Source organism: Sporosarcina limicola, from assembly GCF_014873855.1.
Taxonomy (GTDB): Bacteria; Bacillota; Bacilli; order Bacillales_A; family Planococcaceae; genus Sporosarcina; species Sporosarcina limicola.
The window spans coordinates 92,364-107,813 of sequence record NZ_JADBEL010000001.1 but is presented as its reverse complement, the minus strand read 5'-3'; the positions used below and the strand labels follow the sequence as shown (position 1 = coordinate 107,813).

The window sequence follows — 15,450 nt, the reverse complement described above, 5'->3', positions numbered from 1 at the left end:
TATATAGTGGTAATTTAATTCAAACGGTTTTTTAGTGTCTTTTTGTCTTTGTTAAAGAGGACTTTTTATGGGTTATTAGGGTGAAAAACTTTAGTTATGCTATAATTTATTGTAAAGAACGGAAATGAGTCGGAGAAAAATAGGGAATGGAGGGGTGCAATTGAATGAGGATATGAAGGCGATTTTAACAAGAGTTTCGGCTTTGGAGGGTGAAGTTGAGACGTTGAAGAGTCAGTTGGCGGAAGTGCGTGGTGATTCGATGGTTGAGGTTCAACGAATGAAGGTTGTTGAATCTATTCCAGCAAAAGAACCGATTATCGCCGTGAAAGTGGAACCAATTTTGGAGCCGCAACAAAACGTGTCGCTTGCTGTTCCAATGCAGAAGAAACCGAAAAAGGAAATCGATTTTGAGAAGGAATTGGGTATTTGGCTGCCGCGTGTGTTCATGTTCATTTTACTGCTGGGTGTTCTTTGGGGATTGAAGGTAGGAATGGAGTATGGCGTGATTACGAATCCGGTCCGGGTTGGTATGGGATATGCTGGAACGGGATTACTTTATTACCTTGGGATACGCTATATCAATAATGGGAAAAAAGGTTTCGGTTTAACGCTGCTTGGTGGTTTCATCGCATTAGGGATTTTGACGACGTTTGCCGCGCATCATTTATATGGTTATCTAAATTTCCCAATGGCGCTTATTGTTGGCGTGGCCTATATTGTCATCGGCTTGTTATTGTCCATAAAGACGAAATCAGAGACCTTGACAATCTTTTCTGCGATTGCCGGATTTCTTTTGCCGTTTTTATTGGAAGGTGAGGGAGCGACTGCTGTTCAGTTTTGTTTGTATACGTTGCTATTGTTCTTATCGCTGTTTTACGTTTCGCTTAGTCAGAAACACAAATATACGTTTTATGTAACGTTTCTGTTATTCCACATTTCGTTGTTGACCTATGGGATTTTAGATGGCATTGATGGGGATGACAATATACTGGTTGGTACGGCATTGATTCAACATTTGGCATTGCTATTCTTTTACTTGAAAGGTAGTATTTCAAGACAGGTATTTTCGGAGGCTTTGATTTATACGAATTTCTTGTTTGCGATTGGTTGGATTAAGTTGCTAGATTATCAACAGGAAGTGTATGTTTACGGTGCTTTTGCAGTGCTGTATGTTGCGCTAGCAGTCTATTTTTTTTCGAAGAAAGACGAGTTGTTACGCGGCGTGTTGTCGGCAGTGGCGGTATTTGCCGTCAGTGTGTGCATCCTGTCATTGGATTTCGATAATGAACAAATCAAATTGATATTCTTGCTTATCAATGGGGCGATTGGATTATGGGTGGGCTTGCGTTTTGACACGCTACGGACGATTGTTACGAGTTCGGCGGTCTATCTGTTAACTGCATTGGTCATACTGGTTTCTACGGAATTCTATTTGTTGCTGTCGTTGGAACATGCAGTGTGGCTTGTTTTCTTAGGTACGATTTTGTGGATCTATTATACGCTTTATCAATTCGTTCCGGCTGTATTGAAGGAGAAATTGGAAAGAATTGATCGAGGTTTAATTATAGGGCAAGTGATTAGCTTGTACTATATTTACAAAGTAGTGACGATTTTGATTGTGAATGCGCAGCTGTCGTTTGAAACGGGGATGCATGTCCAGATTCTCGTGTTTATTGTGGCGCTTTGCTTAATGTATATGTTCTACAAATGGAAGCACGGGGTTTATTTGACGCATGCAGTTGTTATTGAATATCTGTTGTTGGGCCTTTTTGTGATTAGGTTTAGTTTGAGTAGTTATTATGCCGATGGAGGATTTTTCTTTAATCTTTTCGTGCAAATACTGTATGTACTCATTTTGACGATTATGTTCTTAGCGATTATGAAGAACAGGTTTTATGTGACGCCTAAGTCAATTAAAATTGAACTTCCACAATTAGCAATTGTCATGCAGATTGTGTATTTCATCTTCTTGAACAAATGGTATTTTGCATATGTGAATAGCCATAATTGGTCATGGGAGTATATTTTACTTGTGCATACATTCCTGTTGTTTACGTTCGCTTTCATCTCCATTAGTATCGGACGAAAACTGAATTGGAAACATGTAAAGATTATCGGAGTGGGGCTTATAGGTGTTTGTATCCTGAAACTATTCCTTGTAGATTTGGCAAGTATCTCTATCCTTATCAGAGCTATTTTGTTCATGGTAGTGGGTGTTGTAGGCTTGCTTTATTCGCGGACGTTGTTGAAGGATTAGAAGATATTTATGAAATTAACTAGCGTAAGCGTCTCTTTGTAAGGCGCTTATGCTTTTATACATTTCGCAATTTAGGACTAAACGTGCGATAATAAGAAAAAAGATGAAGTAAGGATGACAAAATGGCTAAAACAATCGATCTACAAGTAAATGCAAAAAATATATCGGATTTCAAGAGGGGCTATCCATTGATTCTGAAGGACGCGATTATCAATTCTGATGTGCTGACGAAAGAGGGAAGCATTGTCAGACTGATTGACCGTGATCGGAAGTTCGTCGCCAAGGGCTATTACGGTATACAGAACAAAGGGCTAGGCTGGGTTCTTACTAAAAATGAGAACGAAGAAATCGATTTCGACTTTTTTGAATCAAAAATTGATGCGGCAATGGCAAGACGTGAAGCATTGTTTGCAGATCCTAAAACGACGGCGTTCCGTGTATTCAATGGGGAAGGCGACGGCATCGGCGGATTGACGATTGATTATTTCGATGGTTTCTATATGATGAGTTGGTATAGCGAGGGAATTTATTCGCTTAAGCATTATGTCTATAGCGTTTTCGATAAAATCGTGGACTTTAAAGGGATTTATGAGAAAAAACGTTTTGATACAAAAGGAAAATATATGGAGCAAGATGATTTCGTTAAAGGTGAGCAAGGGGATTTTCCAATCATCGTTAAAGAGAATGGCATGAACTTTGCGGTCAACTTGAATGAGGGTGCCATGACGGGAATTTTCCTTGATCAGCGGGATATGCGTCAGGCAATCCGCGATAAGTATTCAAAAGGGAAAAACGTGTTGAATACGTTTTCGTACACGGGTGCATTTTCTGTTGCGGCTGCATTGGGTGGCTCTATAAACACAACGAGTGTCGATTTGGCGAAGCGCAGTCTTGCGAAGACGATTGAACAGTTTAGCGTGAACGGCATCGATTACGAACAACAGGATATTAAAGTGATGGACGTTTTTGAATACTTCCGTTATGCGAAGCGGAATGAATTGAAGTTCGATTTAGTCGTTCTCGATCCACCGAGTTTTGCACGTACAAAGAAATACACGTTCAGTACGGCAAAAGATTATCCGGCATTGCTTATGGATGCAATTGCGATTACGGAAAAAAACGGTATCATCGTTGCATCGACGAATAATGCGTCATTCAGCATGAAGAAGTTCAAGACGTTCATCGAAGAGGGATTCGCTGGTGCAGGATCGAAATATAAAATCCTTGAGGAATCATCATTGCCGAAAGATTTCCGCACGAATCGCGATTATCCGGAGTTCAACTATTTGAAAGTGGTTATTCTGCAGAAATTGAAATAAGTTTTTAATACGAAAATCCGCACTGGGTAGTCACCTGGTGCGGATTTTTATATGTTTTAAGCAAAGCCGTCAAGAAAACGCTAATGATTCCGAGATGGTTAAATGATACAGCGGAAAAAGAGAATATAAACTTTTCACACCTGCTACAATATGCAATTAAAGAGCGGCTTGGGATTCGAAAAGCAAAATAAGTAGTGAATATTAAAAACTGCATCTAGTTCGAACTAGATGCAGTTTTTAATCAAAAATCATCAAGATCTGCATTCAATTTCTTCGCTTCGCTTCGGAAGTGAAGATAGAAAGCGGACCATATGAGCGTATAGACGACGATGAATGATCCGAGAATGAAGAGTGCGTTCTTTATAGAGAACGGAATCCAACTGAAGCCGAATGCCACGATGAAGTAGAGGATGATAACGGTACTGAAATGCAAAGCAGTTTGTTGAGACAGGCTCAACTTCTTATTTTCGAAAAAGAGTGGCGTGACCGTGAAAAACCATCCAGAGAAAATGCTACGTAAGGAGTATTCAACGAATAGTTGGGAGTTAAGTACATCATTTTTACCGAAATAAATGGCTGAATACGTCGCGAGAACAGCCAGAAATGACCCAAAGAAAATACCAAGTATGCTTCTAATTAAAAAGGTTTTCATCCGTTTTTCCTCCTGTTCATTTTCAGTGTGTCTTTAATGGTGTTGACGTATGTACGCGAGATATACTCTTTCGCACCCGATTTGAAATAAACGCATAGTGTCCCGTTAAATGACGCTTCGAACCGACTTAACTCATGTAAATTTGCAATGACGGATTTTGAGAGACGGATAAATTTATTGGAGGGGAGAAGTTGTTCAAGTTCATATAACTTTTCCTTCAACTTAAAGGACCCATCGGCGGTGACCGCCACGACTCCGTCTGCTTCAGTGTGAAAGTAATGGATATCTTCGGGCTTCAATATATGTTGCATTTCTCCATCTTTTCCAACGAGGAATTCTGTTTCTCTTCCTTTGAAAAAATCAAGAATTTCTTGTATGGAATCGTCTAGTTCTTTACACTGGATGGTCACTTTGTTTTCTTCGTAATTAGCGTCTATGTTTAACGAGATTTTCAACTCAAGACACCCCCTTAACAATAGTGTAACTGATGAATTTTTCATTGTCTGTAGTGGCAAATCAATTGCGTCGTTTAGTAGAAAATCGGATAATCACCAATGCGATAATGATTAATGCAACAATATAGCCAATGGAAATAAATGTACTTTTATCTAACTGAAATTGTTCATTCCAAATAGCGATGAACAACTTGTTCATATGATAAATCGGATTTACCTCGGCAATAACTGTAACAAATTTTGGCATCATTTCAACGGGAATAGCGAATCCGCCTGTAATCATGACAACTTGGAATATAATAATTGAAAACACCAACGCACTATTCATATTGCTGAAGAACGAATAGATGGCAGAAGAAATGGTGAGTAATAATGCATTTAGTAAGATGAAAAATCCGTAAGAGCTTATTAAGCTTAGTAGGTTGAAGGAGAGATTATATACGATTATTCCAATTAGGTAAACGATGAAAAAGCCGAAACTCGTCAGAATAATGGATTTTAAAATACTTGAAAGAAGGAGCACTTTTTTCGGTACGGGTGAGAGGCTAATCCTTTTTTCTACACCGGTTGTACGATGCATCACTTGCTCAAACCCGAAGGAGAAGAAAACGACGCCGAATGTAATGAGCAAAATGAACGAAGGGGTATACGTTTGTGCGTATGTTAGATTTCCAGCATAGGTGAAATCTCCGTATAGTTGCCCCATGAAAATATAGGTGGCGGGTGGAACGACAAGGATGAAAATTAAGTAAAACAATTCCCGTGAAAACATGAGTAAGTCGTACTTCAGTTGTGTAGTTAACATGTAGTTTCCTCCTTAAATGGACACGCTTTGCAGATAAAACGCGTTGATTGATTTGTATCCAGATGCTAAAATATTTTCCGTTGTTTCAAATACTTCATTGACCCCGTTATTGATGAGCATTACTTTGTCGCAATACAGTTCAATTTCGTCCATATTATGTGTGGTCAAAATGACTGTGCCACCTGTTTTATCATTGTAGTTTTTGATATACGACCATAGTAGATTACGCATATGAGGATCTAATCCCGTTGTTGGTTCATCGAGAATTAAAAGCTTCGGTTCCGATAAAAAGGCTATCGCCAAGCTGACGATTTGTTTCCAGCCTCCTGAAAGTTTGTCGAAGTACTTTTTACGATGTGCTTCGAGTTTGAAATCTGCAATGATTTTTTCAATGTCTACGGGAGACTGGTAATACGCTTTGAATAGCTTCAGTAATTCGCCTACTTTTAATGTTTTATAAAATTGTGTGGGCTGCAAGACGACGGAAATATTTTGTCGTAGTTGTTCCAATCGATTTGTTGGGATGGATTTTATATCTTCATCAAATACGATGACGGTCCCAATGTCATATGATTTAATGGTCATCAATATTTCTAGGAACGTCGACTTACCTGCCCCGTTTTTCCCGATAACCCCAATCACTTCACCCTCTTGTGCCTGAAAGTTTACCCCCTTTAAAACTTGGTTGTTGCCATATGATTTTTGTAGATTGCGAACGTCGATAATAGCCATCCTGTTCCCTCCGTTTGATTGTTCTTTGTAACCAAAGTGTATGTTGTATCGCCATTGCTGTCTTCGGTATCCTCGTGAACTGCAACAATTCAAAGGTGACTTGCGGAAATTGATGGGTGAAATACATTCACTTTTTGGACGGTTTCAAAGGACATCGGTGTTTCTTAGGAGAATAAGTAGTAGAGGAGCTGTCCGCGATGAATTCATTGAAGCCGAAAAAGCGTAGTAAGTTACGTATATTTATTGGAAAGAAAGTGTACCGATTGAAGCGATATTCGGAATGGTATATAGATGGAAAGAAGTATGCAACAAAGCGGTTGGATGAAAAGTTGGCTCATGTTGTTTTCAAACATCGAACGCCTTTGCTTCGTGTATTGAAGGATGTCGATATGGAATTGCAGACTAATAAAATTACCAACTTGAAAATTGCGGCGAAACAGTTGAATGGGGTTGTTCTACAACCAGGGGAAACGTTTTCGTATTGGCGATTGATTGGCAGTACGACGAAGCGAAAAGGGTATGTTGACGGAATGATTTTGCATTACGGACAGGTGACGACGGGCGTGGGTGGAGGGTTATGCCAGTTGTCGAACTTGATATACTGGATGACGCTTCATGCTCCACTTACAGTTACGGAGAGATATAGGCATAGTTATGACGTGTTTCCGGATTCGAAACGGAGCCAACCATTTGGCAGTGGTGCAACATGTGCGTATAACTATCTGGATTTGCAAATTAAAAACGAAACAGTTGAATCGTATCAGCTGATCATATATTTAACGGATACTTCGCTTGTTGGTGAGTGGCGAGCGGCAAATCCAGCAAATCGAACGTATAAAGTGTACGAGAAGGACCATAGTTTCACGCGAGAATTATGGGGCGGCTATGTGCGACATAACTCGATTTTCAGGGAAGTGTACAATTTGAACGATGATTTCATCGATGATGAATTCATCACGGGAAATCATGCGATTACAATGTACGAACCATTTTTGACTTATGAGGAGTGATGACAATTATAAAAGCTGGAAAATTGCTTGTGCGTATATTGAAAGAAGAGGATAAATATCTACTTGCCAAATGGCTTTCTGACCCTGAAATCCTTCAGTATTACGAAGGGAGGGATAATCCCTTTTATCTGGAGAAAGTAGAGAAGAAGTTTTTCAAGGAAGAGGACGATGCTACACGCTGTCTGATTGAATTCAATGGCGAACCCATCGGCTATATTCAGTTTTATGAAGTGGATGCAGAGGAGAAACTTACATACGGTTACGAAGATTCGACGGAATTGATTTATGGAATGGATCAGTTCATCGGTGAGTCTGACTACTGGAATAAAGGAGTTGGAACACTACTTGTCAGTTCAATGGTGAAATACTTAATTGAAGAAAAAGGGGCAGGTTGTATTGTCATGGATCCACAAACGTGGAATGGGCGTGCGATTCGTTGTTATGAAAAGTGTGGATTTGAGAAAGTGAAATTGTTGCAGGCGAATGAGTGGCATGAGGGCGAGTATCGGGATTGCTGGTTGATTGAATATCGAGGGAAGGTAGGTGAAGAAATGTGAGAAACCGGGGTTCTTCTGTAATTATCGAAAACAACAAAGTTGCATTGATTAAAAGAGTTAGGGTCGGACAAGAGTATTATGTTTTTCCAGGCGGTGGAATTGAAAATGGAGAAAGTCCAGAACAGGCTGCAATAAGAGAAACATTTGAAGAGCTAGGCGTACACATTGACATTAAAGACGATCTTGGAATTGTTCATCACAATGGCATACAGTATTTTTTCACTGCGGAAATTACAGGAGGAATATTTGGTGCGGGGGGAGGAGATGAGTTTACGGATAAATTTAGGAATCGGGGTACTTATGAGCCGATGTGGATTGAATTAGAACGTCTGTTATCGCTAGATGTTCGTCCGATTGAGATTGCAGAAAAACTGCATTTATTACATAGGCCTTGAAATAGTTGGAAAACAGGTGAAGTTATGAACAAGAGTAGATTACAGCCGATAGAAGCTGCAAAGAGATTTATAGAGGAAAAGTTCCCGAACTGCCAAGCTGCGTTGCTGGCGGGAAGTGTCGTAAGAGGTGAAGATACTGCAACATCAGATTTGGACATCGTTATTTTCGATGAAAAGGTAAACTCGGCGTATCGTGAATCGTTTATTAAATATGATTGGCCCATAGAAGTTTTTGTCCACAACTTTACTTCTTACAAGGTTTTTTTCAAGCAGGACTGCGAAGGGGCTCGCCCTTCATTGCCACGGATGGTCTCCGAAGGACTTGTCATAATTGATTCGGAAGTTGTTAGTGCAATTAAAGAAGAAGCGAATGAGCTATTGAAGAAAGGGCCAGAAATATGGTCGATGGAAATGCTTGATATGAAGAGATATATGATAACGGATGCTCTTGATGATCTGATGGGCTCAACAAATCATGCAGAAGATCTTTTCATTGCGAATTCACTCGCCGAAGCGATTCATGAGTTTGTTTTGAGAACGAATGGTCAATGGATTGGGGCATCTAAATGGGTTGTACGGGCTTTGAATCAGTATGACGAAGAGTTTACACAAAGATTTGTACAAGCCTTTGATATATTTTATAAAACAGGCGGTAAGGATGAGATTATCGGTCTTGCAGATGAAATTTTGGAACCGTATGGCGGTAGGTTATTTGAAGGGTTTTCAGCGGGGAAGAAAGGATTAAGAAAAGGTGGTAACCATGTTAACTGAACCAACTTCTTTATGGATCAAAAAAACACTCGGAATTGACTCGGAAATTGATTCAACGAAACAGCTTCATGGCGGTATTTCTGCAGCTATTAATGAAGTGATTGTTATTGCCGGTGTGGAAATAAAGGAAGTCGTCATTAAACAATATACAAATAAATCATGGCTGCTTGAAGAACCGGATCTTGCGCTGCATGAAATGGGTAATCTGCAGTTTATTCAAAATAAAATAAGTCTGACTCCTGCACCAATCGCGTTGGATTCATATGGTGAGGAAACGGGATACCCTTCTATTCTTATGACGAAACTGGATGGAAATGTTGTGCTTGAACCAGATGATTTTACAACTTGGACAGAGGGAATGGCGAATGCGTTGGCATTGATTCATACGATTGATGCAGCAGAATTTCCGAGGACGTTTTCAACGTATACGAGTAGGGATGACATCGCAGTACCTACTTGGAGTTCGATGTCTGAGCAATGGGAGCATGCAGTTCGTATTGTGAAGGGGGCACCTCCTACTATAAAAGAAACGTTTATTCATCGTGATTTTCATCCTACAAATATTTTATGGCGTGCTGGAGAGGTGAGTGGGGTTGTCGACTGGGTAAATGCTTGTCGTGGCCCTGCGAATGTTGATGTTGGACATTGTCGAGTGAATCTTGCCTTATTGCATGGAGTAGAGGTAGCAGATCAGTTTTTAGATGCTTATTTGAGGGTTGCGAGCTCGGAATTTGAATACAGCCCTTATTGGGATTTTCTTGCTGTGTTTGATTTCATTGAGGGAAATGAGCCGCCGACGGTTTATGAAGGCTGGGTTTCTTTGGGGGTTACAAGTTTAACGGATGAGATGATGCGTGAGCGGATGGAGAGTTATATGATTAGTTTACTTGCGAGGAAGGTGATTGGATGAACATTAGACAGTTAGTGGAAGGTGAGACGCCGCCATTTAATCTCTTGCTACTTGCTGATCCGTCACGTGAACTGGTGGAGGAGTATCTGGAAAATGGGGAATGCCGCGTCGCTGAAGTGGAAGGCGAAGTTGTCGGCGTTTATGTGCTAGTCGAGTTGAATGTTGAAACGATGGAGATAATGAATGTGGCGGTTGATGAACGGATGCAAGGTCGTGGGATTGGGAAGAAGCTGATTCGTGATGCGATCCAGACTGTGAAGGGGCTTGGGTATAAATCGATTGAAATTGGAACGGGTAATTCTAGCGTAGGTCAACTGGCGCTTTATAAGAAATGTGGATTCGGTGTGACGGGTTTGATAAAGGACTTTTTTGTCCATAATTATGAGGAAGCGATTTTCGAAAATGGCATTCAATGTCGAGATATGATTCGGCTTTCGATGGAGGTCTGACGATTGTGAGAGGCGTTATCACCGCCATGGAGTGGTTTATCACCGACTCGGAGCGGTTTATCACCGCCATGGAGTGATTTATCACCGACTCGGAGCAGTTTATCACCGCCATGGAGTGGTTTATCACCGACTCGGAGCAGTTTATCACCGCCATGTAGTGGTTTATCACCGTCTCGGAGCGGTTATCACCGCCATGGACCGTGTTATCACCGACGCTGGAAATTTACCTCGTATTGTCACAAATTAGTCGGTCGACAATAGATAACTTAGATAGTAATCTGGAAGAAATGGGTTGTGAAGTTTTTGTGAGGAGGTTATCGTGATGAAACGAATTCTAATTCCAATTCTTCTGTTGGCCTCCATGGTGATGACAGGTTGTGTGTATCAATTTACCGAGGAGGACGGCTATCGAATGTCGGTCATCAATAACGGTTTTCCGGTTCCGAAAAATGCGTATGAGCTTCAACCTGAAGATTGTACAACTGAAATTGCAAAATCGGCCAAGTACAGCTTGGAAAACATTGGTGATGAGGAAGGAACACCTCCTGAGGACTATTTGGAGGAAATTCAAAACTGGGGATGGGCGGAGATGGAAGACAAACGGGTCGGTCATGTCCATTATTTCAAGAAAGAAGGAAAAATCATATCGCTCATCATCCAGAAGGATATTTTTGACGTGTTTGAGATGAGCGATGAAGTGAAATTTTAAGGAATCCATACGATGTGGGTTCTTTTTTTATTCAAACAATGGAACTTTAGGGTCTTTGGCATAGCAATGAATAAGTATTGCATGCAATTGCCCACGATGATGATATAAATGTGAAATAATTTCTAACAACCATTCATAATATGTGTATGTGATCCCCCAATAAGAAGTAGTTACTTGCTGAAGCTCATCCTCGGTGAATTGTTCATATTTATCTTCCAACAACTGATAATTGTTCAGCAATGCTTCTTTCATTTCATCTAAGGTATTTAGAGATGCACTGGTATAGAATGTATGCATTTCCTCTTTGGAAGCTCCATCAGCAATGAGAGAATCGGCTCTGCAAATCATGGTGATGTGTTCTAATAGCTCTCCGATTGAATGTTTAGTGGGGGTAGGTCTTTTTTGTAAGTCGCTATCTTCTAGTTTATCGATTATTTCTATAATAGATTTTACAGCGATGTTAATTTGATGAAGTGCGGCTTTACAGTAGATATTCATTTCTTCCTCCTTAAATTTCATATAAAAGAATATTTCATGAAACTATATCACGTTCTATTCCGTAAGAGTATGAAGAGGTGATTTCAAAGGTCGCTGATGGTGATAATGGTTCGGGCGCATTTTGAGAATACGAAGTGTGGGGTGGGGAATTGGAGAGCTTAACATCGTATATTCATTTCTTAAATAAATTAGAGGCTAATAAGATTTTCTACCGTTTAAGCAAAGTAAGGAATGAAAGTGTTATGGTCGAAGTTGCTGTCCCGGGTGAGCGATGGGAGGTAGAGTTTATGAAGGATGGAACAGTCGAGATTGAGAAATTCATTAGCGATGCTAATCTTTATAATGTGCAGGAATTGGAGGTGTTGTTTAGGGACTTTTCGGGTTGAAAAGTCTATTGTTAACCAAAGATAACGTAAAGAAAGGGTAATTTATAGAATTCAGGGTATGTTTATCGATATAATTCGCGGATTATATCAATAAATTTATTATTACAGGATATAACAATTGGTAATATCGATATAAAAAGAAAAGAGGTGATTAATTGAAAGCTGAATCAGAATTCGAAGAGTGGAAAGATCGCGTAACGCCCAAATTATATCGAGAGGCAATTTCATTTGCCAACACATCTGGTGGGAAAATATTTATCGGTATCAGTGATAATGGGGAAGTTGTTGGATTGGAAAATCCACGGTTGGAAGAAGAAAAAGTCATTAACCAGTTCACTGATAATATTGAGCCTGCATTGGATATGAGCGTGCAATTGATTTATTTGAAAGATAAGCCAGTAATCGAAATAACAATCGATGCACGTGGGCATGTATATAGAAAAAGAGGAACGGTTGTTGACGAAATTTTTGTCCGAAGAGGATCTACGAAAAGAATGTTGACAACGCCCGAGGAAATATATGATTTTATCCGTAAAAAAAGAAACGATCATTTCGAGGTAACGCTAACCGATTACGACTTCAATCTTGACGAATTTGAGTCACTAATGACATTTGTGAAAAAGAATAAATTGAGTGTCAGGGAAAAGGCGCTGGATTTGTTGGAGAATCCGAAGAAGGCGTTGGAAAACTACGGGGCAATTCGATTTGTCAATGAACAATATAAATTGACGCAATTGGGATTGTGGTTATCGGATAGGTGCTCGTTACGCTCAATTTTTTTGCAATATAGCGGGGAAAGAACAACATCTTATATTGAAAAATCATTGGATTTGACTGGCTCAATTATTCATCAATTGGATAGTATTGAGAAATTAATAAATGATATTAGTATAACGAAGATTAATGGCTTATTGAGTACTCCCTATCGCAAGTTTCCCCAAGTGGCGGTGAGAGAGTTTTTGGTAAATGCTTTTATTCATAGGGATTATCGACTAGAAGGGGATGCGAAAGTAACGGTGTACGACAACCACTTGGAAATCGCTTCGACTGGCGGGTTATATGGGGACCTGACAATTGAGACAATCCTGTTTGCGGCAAGACCTGTTCGACGGAATCCGGAGCTATCGAATGTGTTTTACGATTTACGATTATGTGAGCGCTATGCTTCAGGTGTTCAACGTGCAATGGAGACCTACGAGGAAATGGGAGCTGAGAAACTACCGGAAATCCGTGAGTTCAAAGATAGTTTTTGGGTTAGTTTGCCAAGGCTAGATGAGACGGAAAAATCGGAAGTGATTAGGGAAAGAACTTCTTTGTTGAATGAACCACCGGAAGAACAGATTGTTCAGTACGTAGGTGGTCATGGGTTTATTCGTAATCGGGATGTCCAACGGTTATTGGATGTGTCACCTGCAAAAGCCACGCAATTGTTAAGGGGCATGGTGGATGAAAATCGTCTAACAGCGGAAGGCGAGAAGAAAGGTCGGATTTATCGGTTGTCGTAATTAATTATTTATTTATTAATGCCAGAAACGTTACGTCGTTTTTGTAGTCTCATTTCAAATGTAGTAAAATTAATAAGGATAGCATTTTATGCAAGAGGATGAATGTTCTTGCTAATTATGAGGGAGTGTTTAATGTGGCAATAGTCTTACAAAAAGGTCAGAGAATTGATTTGACAAAAGGGCATCCTGGACTTGAGAAAATTATCGTTGGTCTAGGCTGGGATCCGATTGAGAAAAAGTCTGGTGGATTACTAGGTGGACTTTTTGGTGGCGGCGGTGGCAGCGGTGGCAGTAATTCTAATATGGATATTGACGCTTCAGTCATCATGCTTCAAGATGATAAATTTGTGGATAAAAACAACTTGGTTTACTTTGGTAATTTGAAAAGTAAGTGCGGCAGTGTTCAGCATGCAGGCGATAACACCACAGGTGAAGGCGATGGGGACGATGAGCAGGTGATAGTTGAATTAAAGAAGGTACCTGCGAACATTAACAAGCTAGTGTTTGTCGTTAACATTTATAACTGTGTGAAGCTTAAGCAGGATTTCGGCCAGGTGGAAAATGCGTTTATCCGCGTCATCAATTCGGGGAATAATGAGGAGTTACTGAAGTTTGATTTATCGGAGAACTATGCGGGTTTAACAAGTTTGACTGTTGCTGAAATATACCGTAGCGGTAGCGAGTGGAAGTTTGGTGCAGTTGGTTCTGGGTCAACAGATGCGGGGCTTTCTAGTATGGTCGAACGTTATAAATAAAAAATTAAACGAGAAGAGGCGAATTAAATGGCGATTTCATTGAGCAAAGGTCAGAAAGTTGATTTGACGAAAAGTAATCCTGGGTTGACGAATATTACGGTGGGTGTTGGCTGGGACACAAATAAGTATGATGGTGGTCAAGACTTTGATTTAGATTCATCTATATTCCTATTAAACACGACAGGAAAATGTGAAAATGAAAAGGACTTTGTCTTCTTTAATAATCTTGAAGGCGGAAATGGTTCTGTTGTGCATACAGGCGATAACTTGACGGGTGAAGGTGATGGGGATGATGAGCAAGTTAAAATCAACCTTGCGAATGTACCGACATCGGTTGATAAAATTGCGTTTACGATTACAATCCACGATGCGGAACAGCGCAGTCAGAACTTCGGACAAGTGTCAAATAGTTATGTACGAATTATCAATGATGCGAATGGTGAAGAATTAATTCGTTACGATCTCGGGGAAGATTTCTCCATTGAAACAGCTGTTGTTGTCGGGGAATTGTACCGACATGGCAGTGAGTGGAAGTTTAACGCGATTGGCAGTGGCTATCAAGGCGGTCTTGGATCGCTTGTGAAGGATTACGGATTGCAGGCTTGATTTTTTCTCTCGGTGTAAGCATGCTGTATTCTATCATTAAAAAGAGGGGTGATTCAGATGGCAATTACGCTATCAAAAGGACAAAAAGTTGATTTGACAAAGACGAATCCGGGTCTTGTACGAACGGTTATCGGACTCGGTTGGGATACGAATAAGTATTCAGGCGGGCAAGAGTTCGACCTTGATGCTTCGGCGTTTCTCGTAGATGCAAGCAACCGCTGTCAGAATGAAAGTGATTTTATTTTCTATAATAATCTTGAACATCCAAGCGGAGCCCTCTTGCATACTGGAGATAACCGGACGGGTGAAGGGGACGGGGATGACGAGCAGGTCATTGTTGACTTTTCCAAGATTCCAGCCTACGTTGACCGCATCGGCATTACGGTAACGATTCACGATGCAGAGGCACGGAGCCAGAACTTCGGCCAGGTGACGAATGCTTTTGTTCGTTTAACGGATGAAGCGACTGGGGAGGAGCTACTTCGCTTTGATTTGGGCGAGGATTTCTCGATTGAAACAGCTGTCGTATTCTGTGAGCTTTATAGGCATGGAAGCGAGTGGAAGTTCAATGCGATTGGTAGTGGATTCTCGGGTGGTTTGGCGGCACTTTGTAAGAATTATGGCTTAGAAGTTTAACGTTTACAGGAAATAAATCTCACTCTATTGCTTATTTAACAGG

19 protein-coding genes are annotated in these 15,450 nt (G+C 40.4%); 14 read left to right on the top strand and 5 right to left on the bottom strand.

Translation table 11 applies throughout. From position 1 onward, the window contains the following. Positions 1-160 precede the first annotated feature (160 nt). Positions 161-2,257 (top strand): DUF2339 domain-containing protein, encoded by a 2,097-nt coding sequence (locus H4683_RS00565; protein ID WP_192596880.1) that lies wholly within the window; start codon positions 161-163, stop codon positions 2,255-2,257. Positions 2,258-2,379: 122 nt separating this feature from the next. Beyond that, positions 2,380-3,576, top strand: a complete 1,197-nt coding sequence (locus H4683_RS00560; protein WP_192596879.1) for a class I SAM-dependent rRNA methyltransferase — start codon at positions 2,380-2,382, stop codon at positions 3,574-3,576. Between the two features lie 241 nt (positions 3,577-3,817). Here H4683_RS00560 and H4683_RS00555 read toward each other — a convergent pair whose 3' ends face one another. The 4 genes from H4683_RS00555 to H4683_RS00540 form a co-directional block, all read right to left on the bottom strand. Continuing rightward, positions 3,818-4,228 (bottom strand): DUF3021 domain-containing protein, encoded by a 411-nt coding sequence (locus tag H4683_RS00555; RefSeq protein WP_192596878.1) that lies wholly within the window; start codon positions 4,226-4,228, stop codon positions 3,818-3,820. After that, positions 4,225-4,683 carry a LytTR family DNA-binding domain-containing protein gene (locus H4683_RS00550; protein ID WP_192596877.1) on the bottom strand — a complete coding sequence of 153 codons (459 nt, stop codon included), beginning with the start codon at positions 4,681-4,683 and terminating at the stop codon, positions 4,225-4,227. Before H4683_RS00550 ends, H4683_RS00555 begins: the two co-directional genes overlap by 4 nt. Positions 4,684-4,744: 61 nt before the next feature. Further along, positions 4,745-5,488, bottom strand: coding sequence for an ABC transporter permease (locus tag H4683_RS00545; protein WP_192596876.1), 744 nt, complete (start codon positions 5,486-5,488; stop codon positions 4,745-4,747). A gap of 12 nt (positions 5,489-5,500) precedes the next feature. After that, positions 5,501-6,220: an ABC transporter ATP-binding protein gene (locus tag H4683_RS00540; RefSeq protein ID WP_192596875.1), complete on the bottom strand. Its 720-nt coding sequence runs from the start codon at positions 6,218-6,220 to the stop codon at positions 5,501-5,503. A gap of 197 nt (positions 6,221-6,417) precedes the next feature. Between H4683_RS00540 and H4683_RS00535 the strand changes: the two genes are divergently transcribed. From H4683_RS00535 to H4683_RS00505, 7 genes are all read left to right on the top strand, one after another. After that, on the top strand, positions 6,418-7,230 hold the full coding sequence (locus H4683_RS00535) for a VanW family protein (protein ID WP_192596874.1): 813 nt from the start codon (positions 6,418-6,420) through the stop codon (positions 7,228-7,230). Further along, positions 7,230-7,787 carry a GNAT family N-acetyltransferase gene (locus tag H4683_RS00530; RefSeq protein WP_192596873.1) on the top strand — a complete coding sequence of 186 codons (558 nt, stop codon included), beginning with the start codon at positions 7,230-7,232 and terminating at the stop codon, positions 7,785-7,787. The genes H4683_RS00535 and H4683_RS00530 overlap by 1 nt, the downstream gene beginning before the upstream one ends. Then, entirely contained in the window at positions 7,784-8,182 is a 399-nt protein-coding gene (locus H4683_RS00525; protein ID WP_192596872.1) for an NUDIX domain-containing protein, read from the top strand. The genes H4683_RS00530 and H4683_RS00525 overlap by 4 nt, the downstream gene beginning before the upstream one ends. Positions 8,183-8,206: 24 nt before the next feature. Further along, a complete protein-coding gene (locus H4683_RS00520) occupies positions 8,207-8,953 on the top strand; it encodes a nucleotidyltransferase domain-containing protein (RefSeq protein ID WP_192596871.1) in 747 nt (248 codons plus the stop codon). Beyond that, positions 8,943-9,863 (top strand): aminoglycoside phosphotransferase family protein, encoded by a 921-nt coding sequence (locus tag H4683_RS00515; RefSeq protein WP_192596870.1) that lies wholly within the window; start codon positions 8,943-8,945, stop codon positions 9,861-9,863. Before H4683_RS00520 ends, H4683_RS00515 begins: the two co-directional genes overlap by 11 nt. Then, positions 9,860-10,312 carry a GNAT family N-acetyltransferase gene (locus H4683_RS00510; RefSeq protein WP_192596869.1) on the top strand — a complete coding sequence of 151 codons (453 nt, stop codon included), beginning with the start codon at positions 9,860-9,862 and terminating at the stop codon, positions 10,310-10,312. Before H4683_RS00515 ends, H4683_RS00510 begins: the two co-directional genes overlap by 4 nt. A gap of 322 nt (positions 10,313-10,634) precedes the next feature. After that, positions 10,635-11,021, top strand: coding sequence for a hypothetical protein (locus H4683_RS00505; RefSeq protein ID WP_192596868.1), 387 nt, complete (start codon positions 10,635-10,637; stop codon positions 11,019-11,021). A 27-nt stretch (positions 11,022-11,048) separates the two neighbouring features. On the opposite strand, the gene H4683_RS00500 is transcribed toward H4683_RS00505, so the two are convergent. Then, positions 11,049-11,519 carry a DinB family protein gene (locus H4683_RS00500; protein WP_192596867.1) on the bottom strand — a complete coding sequence of 157 codons (471 nt, stop codon included), beginning with the start codon at positions 11,517-11,519 and terminating at the stop codon, positions 11,049-11,051. A gap of 149 nt (positions 11,520-11,668) precedes the next feature. Here H4683_RS00500 and H4683_RS00495 point away from each other — a divergent pair, with 149 nt between their 5' ends. The 5 genes from H4683_RS00495 (at position 11,669) to H4683_RS00475 (ending at position 15,407) form a co-directional block, all read left to right on the top strand. After that, entirely contained in the window at positions 11,669-11,905 is a 237-nt protein-coding gene (locus tag H4683_RS00495) for a hypothetical protein (protein ID WP_192596866.1), read from the top strand. A 155-nt stretch (positions 11,906-12,060) separates the two neighbouring features. Further along, positions 12,061-13,410 (top strand): RNA-binding domain-containing protein, encoded by a 1,350-nt coding sequence (locus H4683_RS00490; RefSeq protein ID WP_192596865.1) that lies wholly within the window; start codon positions 12,061-12,063, stop codon positions 13,408-13,410. A gap of 134 nt (positions 13,411-13,544) precedes the next feature. Then, positions 13,545-14,165: a TerD family protein gene (locus H4683_RS00485; protein ID WP_192596864.1), complete on the top strand. Its 621-nt coding sequence runs from the start codon at positions 13,545-13,547 to the stop codon at positions 14,163-14,165. Between the two features lie 27 nt (positions 14,166-14,192). After that, positions 14,193-14,771: a TerD family protein gene (locus H4683_RS00480; protein ID WP_192596863.1), complete on the top strand. Its 579-nt coding sequence runs from the start codon at positions 14,193-14,195 to the stop codon at positions 14,769-14,771. A 57-nt stretch (positions 14,772-14,828) separates the two neighbouring features. Further along, positions 14,829-15,407 (top strand): TerD family protein, encoded by a 579-nt coding sequence (locus H4683_RS00475; protein ID WP_192596862.1) that lies wholly within the window; start codon positions 14,829-14,831, stop codon positions 15,405-15,407. Positions 15,408-15,450 lie beyond the last annotated feature (43 nt).

Coding starts and splice junctions, on each gene's coding strand:
- H4683_RS00560 (WP_192596879.1), top strand. CDS start 2,380: ATGGCTAAAACAATCGATCTACAAGTAAATGCAAAAAATATATCGGAT.
- H4683_RS00555 (WP_192596878.1), bottom strand. CDS start 4,228: ATGAAAACCTTTTTAATTAGAAGCATACTTGGTATTTTCTTTGGGTCA.
- H4683_RS00545 (WP_192596876.1), bottom strand. CDS start 5,488: ATGTTAACTACACAACTGAAGTACGACTTACTCATGTTTTCACGGGAA.
- H4683_RS00540 (WP_192596875.1), bottom strand. CDS start 6,220: ATGGCTATTATCGACGTTCGCAATCTACAAAAATCATATGGCAACAAC.
- H4683_RS00535 (WP_192596874.1), top strand. CDS start 6,418: ATGAATTCATTGAAGCCGAAAAAGCGTAGTAAGTTACGTATATTTATT.
- H4683_RS00530 (WP_192596873.1), top strand. CDS start 7,230: ATGACAATTATAAAAGCTGGAAAATTGCTTGTGCGTATATTGAAAGAA.
- H4683_RS00520 (WP_192596871.1), top strand. CDS start 8,207: ATGAACAAGAGTAGATTACAGCCGATAGAAGCTGCAAAGAGATTTATA.
- H4683_RS00515 (WP_192596870.1), top strand. CDS start 8,943: ATGTTAACTGAACCAACTTCTTTATGGATCAAAAAAACACTCGGAATT.
- H4683_RS00510 (WP_192596869.1), top strand. CDS start 9,860: ATGAACATTAGACAGTTAGTGGAAGGTGAGACGCCGCCATTTAATCTC.
- H4683_RS00505 (WP_192596868.1), top strand. CDS start 10,635: ATGAAACGAATTCTAATTCCAATTCTTCTGTTGGCCTCCATGGTGATG.
- H4683_RS00500 (WP_192596867.1), bottom strand. CDS start 11,519: ATGAATATCTACTGTAAAGCCGCACTTCATCAAATTAACATCGCTGTA.
- H4683_RS00480 (WP_192596863.1), top strand. CDS start 14,193: ATGGCGATTTCATTGAGCAAAGGTCAGAAAGTTGATTTGACGAAAAGT.
- H4683_RS00475 (WP_192596862.1), top strand. CDS start 14,829: ATGGCAATTACGCTATCAAAAGGACAAAAAGTTGATTTGACAAAGACG.